Annotated in this window: 13 protein-coding genes and 1 riboswitch; of the genes, 3 read left to right on the plus strand and 10 right to left on the minus strand. The window is 62.3% G+C overall.

All coding sequences use genetic code 11. The annotated features are described in order from the left end of the window. Positions 1–225: 225 nt before the first annotated feature. Positions 226–1,065: a DUF2726 domain-containing protein gene (locus OKC41_RS01200; RefSeq protein WP_201890787.1), complete on the minus strand. Its 840-nt coding sequence runs from the start codon at positions 1,063–1,065 to the stop codon at positions 226–228. Between the two features lie 258 nt (positions 1,066–1,323). On the opposite strand from OKC41_RS01200, the gene OKC41_RS01205 reads away from it, so the two are divergent. The 3 genes from OKC41_RS01205 to ppx all read left to right on the plus strand — a co-directional run bounded on the left by OKC41_RS01205 (position 1,324) and on the right by ppx (position 5,462). Continuing rightward, the gene (locus OKC41_RS01205; protein ID WP_010675281.1) at positions 1,324–1,836 is read left to right on the plus strand and encodes a glycine cleavage system protein R; all 513 of its coding nucleotides are present in this window, start codon (positions 1,324–1,326) and stop codon (positions 1,834–1,836) included. 76 nt (positions 1,837–1,912) lie between these two features. Beyond that, positions 1,913–3,982: a polyphosphate kinase 1 gene (ppk1, locus tag OKC41_RS01210; protein ID WP_010675282.1), complete on the plus strand. Its 2,070-nt coding sequence runs from the start codon at positions 1,913–1,915 to the stop codon at positions 3,980–3,982. Continuing rightward, positions 3,972–5,462, plus strand: a complete 1,491-nt coding sequence (ppx, locus tag OKC41_RS01215; RefSeq protein WP_041214872.1) for an exopolyphosphatase — start codon at positions 3,972–3,974, stop codon at positions 5,460–5,462. The genes ppk1 and ppx overlap by 11 nt, the downstream gene beginning before the upstream one ends. A gap of 58 nt (positions 5,463–5,520) precedes the next feature. Here ppx and mgtE read toward each other — a convergent pair whose 3' ends face one another. From mgtE to flgE, 9 genes are all read right to left on the minus strand, one after another. Next, the gene (gene mgtE / locus OKC41_RS01220; protein WP_201893601.1) at positions 5,521–6,864 is read right to left on the minus strand and encodes a magnesium transporter; all 1,344 of its coding nucleotides are present in this window, start codon (positions 6,862–6,864) and stop codon (positions 5,521–5,523) included. Positions 6,865–6,987: 123 nt separating this feature from the next. Further along, positions 6,988–7,157, minus strand: a riboswitch (M-box (ykoK) riboswitch). Positions 7,158–7,334: 177 nt separating this feature from the next. Next, positions 7,335–8,543 carry a flagellar hook-associated protein FlgL gene (gene flgL / locus OKC41_RS01225; protein WP_010675285.1) on the minus strand — a complete coding sequence of 403 codons (1,209 nt, stop codon included), beginning with the start codon at positions 8,541–8,543 and terminating at the stop codon, positions 7,335–7,337. Between the two features lie 3 nt (positions 8,544–8,546). Then, entirely contained in the window at positions 8,547–10,544 is a 1,998-nt protein-coding gene (gene flgK / locus OKC41_RS01230) for a flagellar hook-associated protein FlgK (RefSeq protein WP_039040236.1), read from the minus strand. Positions 10,545–10,547: 3 nt separating this feature from the next. Further along, positions 10,548–11,648: a flagellar assembly peptidoglycan hydrolase FlgJ gene (gene flgJ, locus OKC41_RS01235; protein WP_042017546.1), complete on the minus strand. Its 1,101-nt coding sequence runs from the start codon at positions 11,646–11,648 to the stop codon at positions 10,548–10,550. Positions 11,649–11,694: 46 nt separating this feature from the next. Further along, on the minus strand, positions 11,695–12,792 hold the full coding sequence (locus OKC41_RS01240; protein ID WP_010675288.1) for a flagellar basal body P-ring protein FlgI: 1,098 nt from the start codon (positions 12,790–12,792) through the stop codon (positions 11,695–11,697). A 60-nt stretch (positions 12,793–12,852) separates the two neighbouring features. Next, the gene (gene flgH / locus OKC41_RS01245) at positions 12,853–13,524 is read right to left on the minus strand and encodes a flagellar basal body L-ring protein FlgH (protein ID WP_010675289.1); all 672 of its coding nucleotides are present in this window, start codon (positions 13,522–13,524) and stop codon (positions 12,853–12,855) included. 16 nt (positions 13,525–13,540) lie between these two features. Next, positions 13,541–14,329 carry a flagellar basal-body rod protein FlgG gene (gene flgG / locus OKC41_RS01250; RefSeq protein ID WP_010675290.1) on the minus strand — a complete coding sequence of 263 codons (789 nt, stop codon included), beginning with the start codon at positions 14,327–14,329 and terminating at the stop codon, positions 13,541–13,543. A gap of 14 nt (positions 14,330–14,343) precedes the next feature. Further along, the gene (gene flgF / locus OKC41_RS01255) at positions 14,344–15,090 is read right to left on the minus strand and encodes a flagellar basal-body rod protein FlgF (RefSeq protein ID WP_010675291.1); all 747 of its coding nucleotides are present in this window, start codon (positions 15,088–15,090) and stop codon (positions 14,344–14,346) included. Between the two features lie 146 nt (positions 15,091–15,236). Continuing rightward, complete coding sequence (gene flgE / locus OKC41_RS01260) at positions 15,237–16,583, minus strand: flagellar hook protein FlgE (RefSeq protein ID WP_039040233.1); 1,347 nt, start codon at positions 16,581–16,583, stop codon at positions 15,237–15,239. Positions 16,584–16,592 lie beyond the last annotated feature (9 nt).

The following is a 16,592-nucleotide window of genomic DNA, read 5'->3' on the forward strand; positions in this document are numbered from 1 at the left end:
CACACCTGACGCCAAGTTATTGTTTTTTAAGTGCTTATTCAAACCAATTTCGCACAGTGTCATAAGGGGGACAAAGTGCCAAAATTCTGGCGGATTGTCAAAACTTGTCGCATCCTCCCGGACCCTGGCGGGACGGGGATCACGCTTCCAACCAGATTGAGTATCGGATGAAAACCAGCGAAGGGAAAAGAATGACGCCGACAGGGGGCGGCGTCAGAGGAGGGATCAGTGCTTCACGCTCTCCTGGGGAGCGGCATAGCGGCACTCGGGAAACCGGCTGCAGGCGAGGAACAGGCGACCGGCATGGGGACCCTTTCGTGCTTCCCGTGCCACCAGGGGCGCGGCACAGCGGGGGCAATGAGGGGTCGTCTCCCGGGGCTCCTCCTCATCCGGATCGAGGAAGGGATTCTCCCCCATCAACACGGGCATTGCCTCTTCGGCCTGGGGGGGCGGCACCTGGGGCTCCCTGGCAGCCCCCGGGTGTGACGTGCCCAGATCGACACCATCGAGCAGCAGCGGGCTGAAGGTCGGTTCGCGGCGCTCGCCGGGCAGCAGGTCATCCACCGGCGCCGTCGTTCTCGCCAGCAGGGGCAGCAGTTGCTCCCGCAACTCGTCGACCTGGTAGTGGCTGCTGGCCGGGATCTGCAACAGCGGCAGACCGGCGCCATCGCAGGCCGCCTTCAGGAAGAGATCCCGCGCCTTGCGCTTCTGGTGGCGGTGCCCCTCGTCATCCAGCTCCACGGCACACAGGAAAGAGAGATCCGCCGGGTGGCAGAGCAGAAAATCGAAGTGCTTCTCCCCTATCTTGCCGAGCGCCTGCTGGCGCTTGCCTTTGCCAAGGTGCGCCTCGGGCGTCAGTACATAGGAGGCTCGTACCTTGGCAAAGACACGGGCCTTGTCCCCCACCGCCTGATCAAGCACCCCGAAGAAGGTGCGCTCCGCTGGGCTCATCAAGGTTTCCTGCAGATCATAGGGCTCGGCCTTGCCCCCTTTCTCCCTGCGCCAGACGATCACCAGCAGGAGCAACCCCAGCAACACGGCTCCCGATACGACAAGGCTATTCATACACGCACATCCCGTTTACAAGACAAATTCAGTTCACACCAGAGGAAGGGGCACACTCTACCACGGGGAAAGCGACTCAGGCAGCGCAGAAATCAAGCCCGTCCCGGCATTCGCGTTTTTTCACTGAATTTGCGCAAGGCGGGCTTCATATGGCCTGTCACAGCAGGCACAATGCTAGAGCCCATGGACGTTCTGGCGCACTCCCCGTCACCGCCAGGCGTCAACGGACCCCACGCAGCCCCATTCAAGGAGAGCAGGATGCAAAAGCAATTGGTCGTCACCGTGATCGGCGCAGACAAACCCGGGATCGTCGAGAGCCTGGCCGATACCATCACCCGGCAGCAGGGCAACTGGCTGGCCAGCTCCATGAGCGAGCTGGCGGGGCAATTTGCCGGCATTTTGCACGTCGCCGTGCCTGACGAGCATTACCGCAGCCTGTGCGAGGCCCTGGTGATGCTGCCTGGCCTCACCGTGAGCTTCGCCGAAGGGCAGCTCAGCCCGCAACCGGCCCATCAGGTGATGCTGAGCGTCACCGGCAACGACAGACCGGGCATCGTCCACGAAGTGGCCAGCATCCTGCGCCAACTCAACATCAACGTCGCCGACCTCACCACAGGTTGCGAACCTGCGCCCCACTCAGGCGCCCCCCTCTTCTATGCCCACGCCCTGGTGGCCCTGCCGCCGCAGCTCGAGCTGGACGATCTCGTCACGGCCCTGGAGTCCCTCTCCGACGACCTCGTCGTCGACATCGATCAGGATCTGAGCGAATAGTGTCGCCTGTCATAAATTTGTCATGGTTTGACGCCATAACTTCCGCGCAGACGCAACCAGAGCAAAGAGGCACCAGATGAGCACCGACAAGCAGTATGAAGAGAAAGAGCTTAGCTGGCTCTCATTCAATGAACGGGTGTTGCAAGAGGCGATGGACAAAACGGTACCCCTCATCGAGCGGGTCCGCTTCCTCGGGATTTTCTCCTCCAATCAGGACGAGTTCTTCAAGGTACGGGTGTCGGACGTCAAGCGCCGCATCCTCATCAACGAAGTCCACGGCGGCGACGACGAGGCCAAGGTGCTGCTGCGCGCCATCCAGCAGAAGGTGATGGCGCTCGGCGAGGCGTTCGACAACACCTACAAGGAGCTGCTGATCGCGCTGGCCCGCCACAATATCTTCCTGGTGAACGAAAGCCAGCTTTCCGAGTCCATCCAGCAGTGGCTGCGGATCTTCTTCCGGGAAAAGGTGCTGCGCCACATCATCCCCATCCTCCTCAACAAGGAGGTCAACCCGGTCAAGTTCCTGAAAGACGAGCACACCTATCTCGCCATCGAGATGAAGAAGAACGGCCAGGTGATCCAGTACGCCCTGGTGGAAGTGCCCACCGACGATCTGCCCCGCTTCTTCCAGCTACCGCCGGAGGGCACCCGTCGCAAGAAGCAGATCATCATCCTGGACAACGTTATCCGCTTCTGTCTGGACGAGATCTTCAAGGGCTTCTTCGACTACGACGAGATTGCCGCCTACGCGGTCAAGCTGACCCGGGATGCCGAATATGACCTCTCCGACCAGCTGGACCTCAGCCTGGTGGACAAGATGAGTGACGGCTTGAAACAGCGCCTCACCGCCATGCCGGTGCGCTTCGTCTACGAGCGGGAGATGCCGGCGGCCATGATAAGCTTCTTGAAGCTCAAGCTGCAGATCAGCTCCTACGACGCCATCATGCCCGGTGGGCGCTATCACAACTTCAAGGATTTCATCGGCTTCCCCAATGTGGGCCGGGATTATCTGGAAAACCCCAAGCTGCCGGCCCTGGACTGCCGCGACTTTGACGGCTTCGTCAACGCCTTCGACGCCATCGCCAAGCAGGACATCCTGCTCTACTACCCGTACCACAAGTTCCACCACTTCACCGAGCTGGTGCGCCAGGCGGCCTTCGACCCGGCGGTCAGCGCCATTCGTATCAACATCTACCGGGTGGCCAAGAAGTCGCGGATCATCCACTCCCTCATCGACGCCGCCAACAACGGCAAGAAGGTGACCGTGGTGGTGGAGCTGCGCGCCCGCTTCGACGAGGCAGCCAACATCGACTGGGCCAACATCCTGACCGACGCAGGCGTCAAGGTGGTGTTCGGGGTGCCCAGCCTCAAGATCCACTCCAAGCTCTGCCTCATCACCCGCCACGAGAACGGCGAGGCGGTGCGCTACGCCCATATCGGGACCGGCAACTTCAACGAGAAAACCGCCAAGATCTACACCGACTTCTCCCTGCTGACCCGCCATCCGGACATCACCGCCGAGGTGGAAAGCGTGTTCGAGTACATCGAGTACCCCTATCGGCGCTACAAGTTCAACCACCTGCTGGTCTCCCCCATCAACAGCCGCCGCCAGCTCTATCGCCTCATCGATAACGAGCTGGCCAACGCCAAGGCGGGGCAGCCCAGCGGCATCACCCTCAAGATCAACAATCTGGTGGACAGAGACCTCATCAACCGGCTCTATGCCGCCGGCCAGGCCGGGGTGCCCATCCAGATGATCATCCGGGGCATGTGCGCCCTGCGCCCGGGGGTGCCGGGTCTGAGCGACAACATCCGGGTCATCAGCATCATCGACCGTTTCCTCGAACATCCGCGGGTGATGGTGTTCCACAACAAGGGCAATCCCCAGCTCTATATCTCCAGTGCCGACTGGATGAGCCGCAACATCGACGGTCGCATCGAGGTGGGCACCCCCATCTATGACGAGCGGCTCAAGCAGCGCATCCTCGACATTCTCGAGCTACAACTGAGTGATACCTGCAAGGCGCGGGTGATCGATGCCGACCAGAAGAACGAGTACGTGAAGCGGGGCAACCGCCGCAAGGTCCGTTCCCAGGTGGCGATTTACGACTACCTCAAACGCATAGAGTCAAACCATGGACAATAGTCTGTACGCCGCTGTCGATCTGGGCTCGAACAGCTTCCACATGGTCATTGCCCGCCTCACCGAGGGGCGGATGCAGATCATCGATCGCATCAAGGAGCGAGTGCGCCTCGCCGAAGGGATGGATGAGCAGCGCCGCATGTCCCAGGAGGCCATGGCGCGCGGGCTGGACTGCCTCGCCCTGTTCGCCGAGCGGCTCACCAACATCAAGCCGGATCAGATCCGCATCGCCGGCACCTACACATTGCGCCGCGCCAGCAACGCCCGCGACTTCGTGCGCGAGGCGGCCAAGGTGCTCAACCACCCCATCGAGATCATCAGCGGCCAGGAAGAGGCCCGCCTCATCTATCAGGGGGTCGCCCATACCCAGCACATCGAGGGCCAGGTGCTGGTGGTGGACATCGGCGGCGGCAGCACCGAGCTCATCATTGGCGAAGGGTTTGAGCACAAGGCGCTCACCAGCCGCAAGATGGGCTGCGTGAGCTTCACCCAGAGCTTCTTTGGCAACGGCAAGCTCGGCGAGAAGGCCTTCAACGCCGCCGTGTTGGAAGCCCAGCATCAGCTCGCCCCCATCATCAACCAGTACCGCAAGCTGGGCTGGCAGAGCTGCCTCGGCAGCTCTGGCTCCATCCGCACCGTGCGCGACGTGTTGCAGGGAGAAGAGTGGACCGATGGTGCCATCACCCTGGCGGGACTCGAGCGGCTGAAGGAAGAGATGCTCAAGCACAAGCGGGTCGACCAGCTCAAACTGGCAGGCCTCACCGAGGAGCGTCAGGGGGTCTTTGCCGCCGCGGTGGCCATCCTGCTCGGGCTCTTCACCTCCCTGCCCATCGAGCGGATGGAGTACTCCGACGGCGCCCTGCGCGAAGGGCTGCTCTACGAGTTCGAGGAGCGTCTGCAGCATCACGACATTCGCGAACGTACCGCGCTTGCGCTCAGCACCCACTATCGCATCGACAAGCGCCAGGCCACCCGGGTAGAGAGCAGCGTCCTCTCCCTGTTCGACGCTCTGAGCGGCCCCTGGGAGATGCCGGAAGAGCCCTATCGCGCCATCCTCGGCTGGGCGGCGCGGCTGCACGAGATCGGCCTTGCCATCAACTACAGCGGCATCCACAAACACTCCGCCTACATCTTGCAAAACACCGACCTGCCCGGCTTCAACCAGGACGATCAGGCCCTGCTGGCGGCCCTGGTGCGCTTTCACCGCAAGGGGCTCAAGCTCTCCGAGCTGCCGGCCCTGCCCAACCACGACGAGCAGACGGTGCTGCGCTGCATCCGCATCCTGCGCCTCGCGGTGGCGGCCCACCACAGGCGTCAGGACAACCTGCTGCCCGAGTGGAACGTGCAGGCCGCCGGGGATCAGCTGGTGGTCACCCTGCCCCTGGACTGGTGCGACGAGAACAAGTTGCTGATGCAGAACCTGGAAAAGGAGCACCGCTACTGCCACGAGCAGGGCTGGCCCCTGCTGTTCCAGCTCGGGTGATCCGCCCCTCTGTGCAAAAAGGCAGCCGATGGCTGCCTTTTTTGTCTCTTGCCCTTTCCTACTGCAGATCCGGCAGGATCAGCTTGGCTATCTCGAAGTAGATGATGAGGCCGGTACCGTCCACCAGGGTGGCGATGAAGGGGGCGGAGACCACCGCCGGGTCGATGCGAAAGCGACGCAGCACCATGGGGATCACCGAGGCGACGGTGGCGCTCCAGAGCACGATGGCGACGATGGTCAGGGTCACCACCATGCCGATCTCGGGCCCCACCCCCAGGCTCCAGGCCCGCACCCAGGCCGCCAGCGCGATGGCGGCCGAGATGAGCAGACCGGTGGAGATCTCCTTTTTCAGCACAGTGCCGAGGTTTTTCAGGCTCACCTCCCCCACCGCCATGGCGCGCACTATGGTGGTGGTGATCTGGGTACCGCTGTTGCCACCGGTGCCGATGAGGAGCGGGATGAAGAAGGCCAGGGCGATGGCTGCCTCCAGCTGCTCTTCAAAGGCCCGCAGCACGGTGCCTGTGTAGGCTTCCGCCACGAACAGGATCAGCAGCCAGCCCACCCGCTTGCGCCACAGCTGCCAGGGGGTGGCCTGCAGATAGGGAGTGTCGAGTGGCGAGGAACCCCCTTGCAGCTCCGCATCCTCGGTGGACTCCAGCTCCAGGATGTCGGCGGCATCGTCCACGTGGAAGACCCCCACCAGACGCCCCTGATCTTCCACCGGCAGGAGCGAGAGGTCGCGGTCAATGAGCAGGCGGGCCGCCAGCTCCTGATCCGCCCGGGCGTTGATGCGCACCGCCTCCCCCTCCATCAGCTCCCCTACCGGCAGCAGAGGATCGGCGATCAGCAACGACTTGAGGGAGACGCTGCCAAGCAGGCGCTGCTCGCCGTCAACCACATAGAGATGACCGAACAGCCTGGCCTGATCCCAGGCCCCGTGGATCAGCTGCTTGGCGCTTTCCACCGTCGCATTGGCCTCCACTGCCAGGTATTCGTGGCGCATGTTGGCCCCCACCGACTCGTTCGGCCAGGCCAGCAGTGACTGGAAGGCTTTACGGGCGGGGTCTGGCAGCCGGGCGAGCAGGGTCTTGCGATCGTGCTCGTCGAGCCTGCGCAGGATGGCCAGCAGGTCCCGACGGGCCAGGGTGCCCTGTAGTATTCCCACGATGCTGCCATGCAGCCTGAGCAGCAGATGGCCGGCACACTCCGCCGGGAGGGAGGCGAGCAAGGACGCCCCTTCCGGCATGGAGAGGGTATCGAAGATGCAGTTGAGCTCTTCCGGGCGCAGGGTCAGAAGCTGATCGGCACGGGCCACCGGATCCAGGTTGTGCGCCAGCCAGTTGCGCAGGGCAACCGGGTCGAGCAGTTGATGACGATTGAGCAGGGTGTGTGTTTTCTTCATCACAGATGTCCTCATGTGATTTCAGGCGAACCTGAACGCCTCCGGCACCTGGCCGGATGCAACGGCAAGAAAACAGCAATTTGATTGACGAGTAACAGGCAGGAAATGACGCCGTCCGGCGTGTTTTCATCCCCACGTACCAGCTTTAGCACTGCATAACGTATCCGGCATGCCGGAAGCCACTTGGGTTGACACCTTAATCCGATGAAAACTGTCCTGATCTTGGGCGTCTCTGGACGTCGTGAGATCAGTGGCCTGTGTTTATGCAGGAGCCTCGCCTAACGAGATGCTGCGAACATTGATTGCACGGCGCTACCGTGCGGGCGGCATCATCTGCCCAGGCGCAGGTCGAGTCAAGGCAAACGGGCCCCTGGCAACGGGTTGTTACAAATTGGCCGGACGGTGGGCCCTTCATGAAACGAGGCTCTCCCGTGCGTGGCACGGGGGAGCCTGCGGTCAACGGACGAACGTCAGCGGATATAGTCGAAGAGGGTCAGCTTGCTTATCTTGCTGAAGGCGAGCTGGGAGGCGCTCATGGCTGCATCCTCCTTGGAGAGGGCCGCGATCACCTCGTACATGTCCGCCTCGGACACCTTGGCCCGCGCCTGCTGGTTCAGGGTGCTGAGTCCGTCGTTGGAGCTCATCACCTGCTCCAGGCTGTTCATCCTTCCCCCCAGCTCCCCCAGTCCCCGGTCTATCTTGGTTCTGGCGTTGCTCATGTGGGTGGTGGCATCGGAGACCGCCAGCTGGAAATCGCTCTCGGACAGGGTCGGATCGCGCATGGCGGAGATGAAATCGGACATGCCATTGAGGATGTTGTCGTTTTTCGGGGTATCCAGCACGAAGTTCTGGGTCGCCGACCCCGCAGGGAGGTCGAGGGTGAGCGCCAGGCCGTTGAAGGGGATCTTGTTGCCCGCCACATAGTCGCCGCTTTGCAGCAGGGTGCCACCGCTGTCACGGATCTCGTAGGTGTCCGGCGGCCCGGCCAGGGTGCTGACCGCATACTGGTTGCTCGGCAGGGAAGCATCATAGTTGTTGCGATAGAAGCTCTCGAAGTTCCCCTGATCCGCCACCGACACCTGGATGTTGCCACTGGCGGCGCTGGCGGTGCGCCGGGTCGCCACCATCTCGAACAGATCGAAACCGGAGTCGTTGGCCGGGATCTGCACCGTGGGAGAGACCTGGATGTTGCGCTGCCCCGTGTCCCCCTGGAACACATAGTTGCCGCTGGCATCCTTGACGAAGGGCTGGGTCTTGCTCTGATTGCCGCCGAAGATGTACTCCCCCTGGGAGTTCTTGCTGTTCATCAGGTCGAACATCTGCTTTTGCAGCCCCTCCAGTTCGCTCGCGATGGCGTTGCGCTCCTCGGAGCCCATGGCGGAGTTGTTCGCCTTCTGGATCAGGGTCTGGGCACTCAGCATGGCGTTGTTGAGGGAGGTCAGCACCGTCTCCTCGTGGCCCAGGCTGTTCTCCAGCAGGCTGCCGTTGACGCCGTACTGCTTGAAGAGATCGATCTCCTTGGTCAGCGCCATCTTCTGGCTCATGCCGGCCGGGTCCTCCCCGGAACGGGAGAATTTATCCCCCGTCATCAACTGGTTGTAGGCGGTGTTCTGGCGCTCGCTCACCTTGCTCATGGAGGCAAGGTTGCGGTCATAGATCATGTTGGTGGTGATGCGCATGACTTACCTCACGGAGGAGAGCAGGGTGTCGAAGATGGTCTTGGCGGTGTTCACTATCTGGGCCGAGGCCGCATAGGACTGCTGGAAGCGGATGAGGTTGGCCGCCTCCTCCTCCAGGTTGACGCCGGAGACACTCTCGAAGATGGCGGTACTCTGGGTCAGCTTCGCCTCGTTGGCCTGCAGCAGGGTCTTGGCCTGACTGGTCTTGTTGCCAATGCCGCTCACCAGACCCGAGTAGGCATCGTTGAAGGTCATCTTGTCGTTGCTGGTGGCGGCGTTGTTGTTCTTGCGCACCAGCTCCTTGTTCTGCAGCTCCGCCAGCGCCAGGCCGTTGGCGTTGTCCGCAAAGCCGTCCTTGTTGTAGCTGAGCGTGAAGCTGTCGTTGGCCTCCACCTTGCCGGTGATGCTGAACTCATAGCCCGGGCTCTGGGTCGGATCGGCGTAGACCTTGGGCCCCCCCAGGGGGCTCTCGAGGGCGGCCATCAGGTTCTTTCCCTTGCTGGAGGCGGGGGCCACACCGAGCAGGTTGTTGTTCTTGTCATAGACCTCGTAGTTGCCGCTGCCGTCGATCTTGATGACCTGGGGGGCACTCGGGTCCAGAGTGTTGGTGCCAAAACCCGAGCCCGTGCCGGTGTTGTAGACACCGCCCAGCGTTATCTCGCCCGAGCCCAGGTTCTGGGATCCCTTGTCCGCCTTCAGGGGGGATGCCAGCGCGATATCCTCGGGACGGGTGATCGCCTGCTCCAGGTTGGCAGCCGCATTCCGGGTGGGTTGCAACAAGATCTTGTCACCCGCGACCGGAGTGCCGGAGAGATCGATTTCGATGCCGTGCCCCGCCACCTCGAAGGTGGCTGGCGGCGTGGTCCCCGTGGCGAGCGAGGTACGCTGCCCGCTGCCGTCGATGGAGAATACCTCGTAACCGGTGGCGCTGTTGAACCGCACCTCGTAGTCGAAGGTGGTGACCTCGCTCCCCTTGCCGGGGACGAAGTTGACGCTGGCCGCCCCGTTACCCTGGTTGCTGGCGTAGGGCAGCCCCTGGCTTCCCTTGAGGGTGAAGAGATCCCCCCCAAGCTCGTTGTCGAGATCCATCCCCAGCCGGTTCTGCTGGTTCATGGCATCCCCCAGGGCGACGGCCAGCTGCCCCAGCTCCCGCTTGGCGGGCTCCAGATCCCGGCGCGCGGTGAAGAGGCCACCGATGGCACCGCCAATATCCTGGTCGTTGATGCTGGCCTGGTTCTTGCCCAGGGTCAGCTGCAGGGAAGGCTCACGGGAATCCGGGTCCCCCGGCACCACCTTGAACTGGGCCACGCCGCCATCGAGCACCAGGGAGTGCCCTGTGCTCATGTTGACCAGCATGCTGCCATTGGGCTGGGTCACGGTGCGGATCTCCATCTTCTCGGAGAGCTGGCGAATGGCCTCATCCCGCTGATCGAACAGCATCAGGTTCTCTTCAGGGGAGCCCTGGGTGCGGACGATGGCCTGGTTCAGATCGTTGATGCTGTTCAGCAGGCTGTTCACCCTGTCCGTCTCGTCCCCTATGGTGGCGTTGATGGTATCGGACTGCTTGTCGAGCTGGGCGGAGAGGGTATGGAATCTGTCCACCATGCCGCTCAGTTCACTCAGGGTCGTCTTGCGCCCCCCGATCTCGGACGGTGACTCGTTGGCGGTGTGGAAAGCCTTGAAATAGGAGGTGATGGTGGTCCCCACGCTGTTGCTGGCATCACCGAGCAGGCTGTCGAGTCGGAACAGTTGATCGTAGCGGGTGTTGGCCGCCTGATACGCGGACGTATCCCGGCGCACCTCGGCCTGGGCATAGGCGTTGATGATGCGCTCGCTCACCATGTCGCCCGTCCCCAATCCGACGGAATTGGTGTAGATCAGGGTGCGTTCACGTACATAGCCCTGGCTATTGACGTTCACTATGTTGTTGCTGGTGGTCTGCAGCAGTCGCTGCTGGGCCAACACACCCGAGGTCCCAATTCCAAGCAGATCGCTTGCCATAGCTTACAGCTCCATCTCTGTGTTCCTGTCTGCAATGTTGCCGGGCGTCGAGTAACCGGCGATGGCATCACTGCGCAACACTTGTTTAAGTTTCCTGGCGTACTGGGGATCGGTGGCATAACCGGCCTGCTGCAACGCCTCGAAGTAACGGTCCGGGCTGTCCACCTTGGCCAGCGCCCCCTTGTAGCGACTCCCAGAGGTCAGGAAATCCACGTAGTCGTTGAAGCTCTCTTCAAACGACTCGTAGGAGCGAAACGCCGCCTTCTGGCGCGAGGCCACCCCTTGCTCGTATTCCAGGGTGCTCACCACCGCCTTGGGGCCTTCCCAACGCGGATCGGCCTTGATGCCGAACAGGTTGTGCGTCACGTTTCCGTCTGCATCCTTGATCACCCGCTTGCCCCAGCCACTCTCAAGGGCGGCCTGGGCCACCAGCACCGCCGGGCTCAACCCCAGCTTGTCCGCCGCCTTCTTGGCCAGCGGCATCAGCCTGTCGACGAACTCTTCCGGGCTGTCAAACACCTTGGCGCTGCCATCCAGGGCCGAAGGCCTCTGGCTGCTGCCCATGGGCGGCACGGTGCGGTGGGGGCGTCTTGGCAGGGCCAGCGTACGCTCGGCCCCATTCAGCTCACCCTTCATTTCGTTATCAGCAAAATCTTTGCCAACTTTGGAGGCAGCAATCAGATCGTTGGAGGCACTGGGGGGTTGATAGGGCTTGTAGACCCGCTCGGTACGCTGGGGCAGCTTGAGTACCCGGCCATCCTGATGGGTGAAGGTCTGCTCGGGTGAGAGCTGCCTGGCCACCATCTCGGCAATGCCCAGCCCCCCCTTGCTCGACATGTCGGCAACCCGCTGCTCGTCCAGCATCCCTTCATAGAACTGGGTGTAGCTGCTGTTCATCGGGTTGCCCTCGGTGAGCACCGAGTTGGCCTGGCGCATCCCCTTGAACAGGGTCTGGGTGAAGATGGATTCGAACTGGCGGGCGGCCGCCATCAGGGCCCCTTGCTTCCCCTCCTTGCTCAGGCTCATCTGGCGCAGTTTGTCCAGGTTCTGGACGTCCTGCACCATGCCAATATTGATACCGCTCTGGGTGTCGAACTCTGCCATAACCTACCTCTTTGCCGCCCGTGGCAACCGCTTGCCGCTCACGAAATTACAGAATGACCAGTTGGCCCTGGATCGCGCCCGCCTGCTGCAGCGCCTCCAGGATCGCCATCAGATCCCCGGGGGCGACCCCCACCTGGTTCACCGCCCGCACCAGGTCGTCCAGGGTCGCGCCGGTATCAAGCTTGAACATCCGACCGGGATCCTGCTGCACGTTGATGGTGGAGTTGTTGGTGACCGCCGTCTGCCCGCCAGCGAGCGGATTGGGTTGGGAGACCTGCTGGTTCTCGGCGATGGTGACCGTCAGCCCACCGTGGCTGATGGCCGCCGGGCGCAGCTTGACCTCGCTGCCGATGACGATGGTCCCGGTGCGCGAATTCACGATGATCTTGGCGGACTCGCTCGCCGGGTCCACTTCCAGGTTCTCGATGGTGGAGAGGTAGGAGACCCGCTGGGCCGGATCCCTCGGTGCGAATACCTTGATGGAGGTGGCGTCCATCGCCTGGGCGGTGTTCGGACCCACCAGATCGTTGACCACGTCCGCCAGACGGCGGGCGGTGGTGAAGTCCGGCCGGTTCAGGTTGAAGGTGATGGTGTCGCCCTGGCTGAAGGAGTTGGGAACCTCCCGCTCCACGGTCGCCCCGTTGGCGATGCGCCCCACTGTGGGCGTGTTCACCACCACCTTGGAGCCGTCCGCCCCTTCGGCCCCGAGGCCACCGACCACCAGGCTGCCCTGGGCCACCGCATAGACGCGGCCATCCAGCCCTTTCAGGAAGGTCTGGAGCAGGGTGCCGCCACGCAGGCTCTTCGCCTCGCCGATGGCGGAGACGGTGACGTCTATGGTCTGACCCGGCTTGGAGAAGGGGGGCAGATCCGCGTGGATGGCTACCGGTGCCACGTCCTTGATCTTGGGCTTGATGTTGTCAGGCACCTTGATGCCGAAGTTGTTGAGCATGGTCCTGAAGGTCTGCTCCGTGAAGGCGTTGTTCTTCTCCCCCGTGCCGGGCAGGCCCACCACCAGACCGTAACCGATCAGCTGGTTGCTGCGCACCCCTTCCACCGAGGCGAGGTCCTTGATGCGGGATGCGTGCGCCAGCCCGAAGGGCAGCAGGCAGCACAGCAGGGCAAGCAGACGGAATCGGTTCATGACATCTCCTAACAAAACCTTCCTGATCTAGGGCCCGTGAACGCCCCGGACTCTTGAGTCTTAAATGGGCCACCAGGGGCCGTTGAAGAAGCTGGTGAGCCAGCCCTGTTCCTGGGTGTTCGCCAGATCCCCGGTACCGCCGTAATAGATACGCGCATTGGCCACCCGCTGGGAGGAGACGCTGTTTTCCGAGCTCACGTCCTCCGGGCGCACCAGACCGGTGATACGGATGTATTCGTTGCCATTGTTGAGCATGATCCACTTCTCGCCGCGCACCAGCAGGTTGCCGTTTGGCAGTACCTTGACCACGCTGACCGAGATGTTGCCCTGCAGGCTGTTGCTCTGATCCGCCTTGGCCTGCCCCTTGAAGGCACTGTTCTGGCCGATGGAGGCCGACAGATCGTAGGGCCCCGCCGTGACCGGCACGCCACCTAGGGTGACGGGGTCGAGCGCCAGCTTGTTGTCCTTGCCGCTCTGGGTGTTGGCCTTTTTCGACGCCGAGGTCGACTCCGCCAACTGGATGGTGATGATGTCACCCACCCGGTGCGCCTTGATGTCCGAGTAGATGCCGTTGACCTGCTCGGGCTGGAAGATGGCGCCGGTCGGGCGCACCGACACCGGCTCCGACTCCCCGTAGACGGGGGCGAAATCCGGGTCATCCGGTTTGGCGGTATTGGGGGTACTGGTGCAACCCGCCAGCGTCAGCAGTCCCAGCATCCATATGGCTTTCATCATGACACTCCTTTCATCAGGTCCGCTGGGTCAGGAAGGACATCATGGAGTCGACGGCGGAGATGACCTTGGAGTTCATCTCGTAGACCCGCTGAGCCTGGATGAGATTCACCAGCTCCTCGGTCACGTTGACGTTGGAGGTCTCCAGCATCCCCTGCTTGATCACCCCCAGCCCGTCCGCACCGGCAGTCCCCTGAATGGGGGCGCCGCTGGACTGGGTCTCGAGGAAGAGGTTCTCCCCCATGGGCTGCAGGCCGGTGGGGTTGACGAAGTCCGTGGTGTTGATCTGGCCCACCACCTGGGATTGGCCATCCCCCTTGAGCTGGACGGAGACCTGGCCATCCTCCCCCACGGTGACGCTCTGGGCGTTCTCGGGGATCTGGATCTCTGGTTGCAGCGGGTAACCGTTGCCCGGGGTGACGATGGTCCCCTCGTCGTTCAGGGTGAACTGGCCGTTACGGGTATAGGCGGCGCTGCCATCGGGCAGCTGGATTTCGAAGTAGCCGCGACCGCTGATCATCAAGTCAAGGGAGTTGTCCGTGGTCTGGACGTTGCCCTGACTGTGGTTTTTCTGGGTGGCGACCACCTTGGCCCCCGCCCCCAGCATCAGGCCGGAAGGGAGCTCTGTGTCCGCCGAGGAGCGACCGCCAGGCTGGTTGATGTTCTGATAAAGCAGATCCTCGAAGATGGCCCGCGCCTTCTTGTAGCCCACTGTGCTGGCGTTCGCCAGGTTGTTCGAGGTGACCGAGATGTTGGTCTGCTGGGCATCGAGGCCGGTCTTGCTGATCCAGAGTGCAGGATTCATGGGGTGCTCCTTGATTAGCTGATACGCAGCAGCTGGGTTTGTGCCTCGTCGTTCTCCTCGGCGGTCTTCATGATCTTGACCTGAGTTTCAAACTGACGTTGCAAGCGAATAAGGTTGGTCATCTCGTCGACCACGTTGACGTTGCTCCCCTCAAGGGAGCCGGCGATCAGGCCCACATCCGCAGACGCGGCCTCATTCTGGCCATCCTTGCGGCGAAACAGGCCGTCCTGGCCTTTCTCCACCGCATCTGCCGCCGGGTTGACCAGCTTGATACGCTGGAAATCTTCCGGCAGGTTGGCGGCTGCCCCCTCGGGACGGCCGCTGATGGTACCGTCACGATTGATCTCAATTTTCTCCATGGGCAGGGGCAGCACGATGGGCTGACCGGCATCATCCACCACATTCAGACCGGTGGAAGTCTGCAGATTGCCGGTGGCATTGAGCTGCAGGTTGCCCATGCGGGTATAGGCTTCCGCACCGTTGGGATCCTGCACCGCAATCCAGCCCGGCCCATCGACGGCAACGTCAAGATCCCGACCCGTGGTCATCAGCATGCCGTGCTGCAGGTTCTGGCCCGGCCGCTCGGTCATGGCGAACACCCGCGTGGGCAGCCCTTCGCCAAACGCCTGCATGCTGCGCGCCTGCTCGAAGTCGGACTTGAAGCCAATGGTGTTGGCGTTGGCAAGGTTGTTGCCACGAACAGCCAGGCTGTTCATGTTCTCCTTGGCCCCGGACATGGCGATGTAAAGCAGGTGATCCATGGGATCCTCCGTCAAACAGATGACTCTCACAGCTCAACTGCAAGTTGAATGCCAATAGAGATGACGAAGACGGAATGAAAGGAGGAAATGAGGCGGGACGGAAATGACAAGGGGCGCCGAAGCGCCCCTGCCAACTACCCGCCGTCTTAGCGGATCTGCAGTATGTTCTGCTGCAGGGAGCTGTTCACTTCCAGGGAACGGGAGTTCGCCTGGAAGTTGCGCTGGGCAGTGATGAGATCGACCAGCTCGGTGGTGAGGTCCACGTTGGACTGCTCCAGTGCCGACGACTTGATGGAGCCGAAGGTGCCGGAGTTCGGGGTGCCGGGCAAGGCATCGCCAGAGAGCAGGGACTGGCGCCAGGAGGTGTCGCCGACCTGGGTGAGCCCCTGGGCATTGGCAAACTTCGCCATGGCCACCATGGCCACCTTGACGGTGGTGGCGTTGCTGTAAGTGGCGGAGACAATGCCATCCGCCCCGATCTCCACCTTGGTCAGGCGACCGACGGTGGAGCCGTCCTGGGTCAGCTTGCTCACTTCAAAGGGGGAGGCGTACTGGGTCACGGTACCAAGCTTGAACTCAATCTCCTGGGTGCCATCGGCGCCATTGGTGATGATACCGGCCCCTGTCGCCCCCAGGGGTTCCGTCTTGATGACCGCCGGGGTGGTGGGTGTGACCATCTTGCCGGAGGCATCGAAGGTCACCCGGGCGCTCAGGGGAGCCTGGCTCAGACCGGTCGCCATGGTGGTGGCCGTACCGCCTACGATGTCGATGGGCTTGTCCCCTTCATAGAGGTACATACGCCAGGCAGTCGGCACCGCCGCTTGGGTAGGATCGGCCGGATCCGCTTCCTTGGTGAAGTACTGGGTGATGGTGTGTGGCTCGCCCAGGGAGTCATAGACCACCACGGAAGTAGAGGAGGAGTAGGTGGTCGAGTCCGTGGGATCGAATTTGGAGGCATTGACATCCATCAGCGTTTTCGTGCTGGAAGGCAGGTTGAAACCAGCCTCGACCGTCGTGGTCTGCACCGGCTCACCGGCCTTGTCCGGGATCTGGATGGGCTTGGTAGCGTTGATGCTCACCGCCTTGGGGGTGCCATCAGAGTTGATCTCGTACCCCTGCAGATAACCGCCGGAGTTGCTGACCATGTAGCTGCTTTCATTGAGCTTGAAGGCGCCCGCACGGGTGTAGGTGCGATCCAGGTTGGTCAGGCCGTCCGAGGTCACGAAGAAGCCGTTGCCCTGGATGGCGAGATCCAGCGCGTTGTTGGTGAATTGCAGCGCGCCCTGGTGGAACTGCTGGGCTACCGCGCCAGTCGCCACCCCGTTGCCGACCTGGGTCTTGGCGTTGACGAAGATGGAGTTGGCATAGACGTCGGCAAACTCGGCACGGGACTCCTTGAAGCCGGTGGTATTGACGTTGGCAATGTTGTTCGCGGTGACGTTCAGGTCTTTTTGAGCCGCATTGATGCCGCTGAGGGCATTGTTGAATGACATGTCTTTCTC

It is taken from the genome of Aeromonas sp. QDB17, assembly GCF_027705305.1.
Taxonomy (GTDB): domain Bacteria; phylum Pseudomonadota; class Gammaproteobacteria; order Enterobacterales; family Aeromonadaceae; genus Aeromonas; species Aeromonas caviae.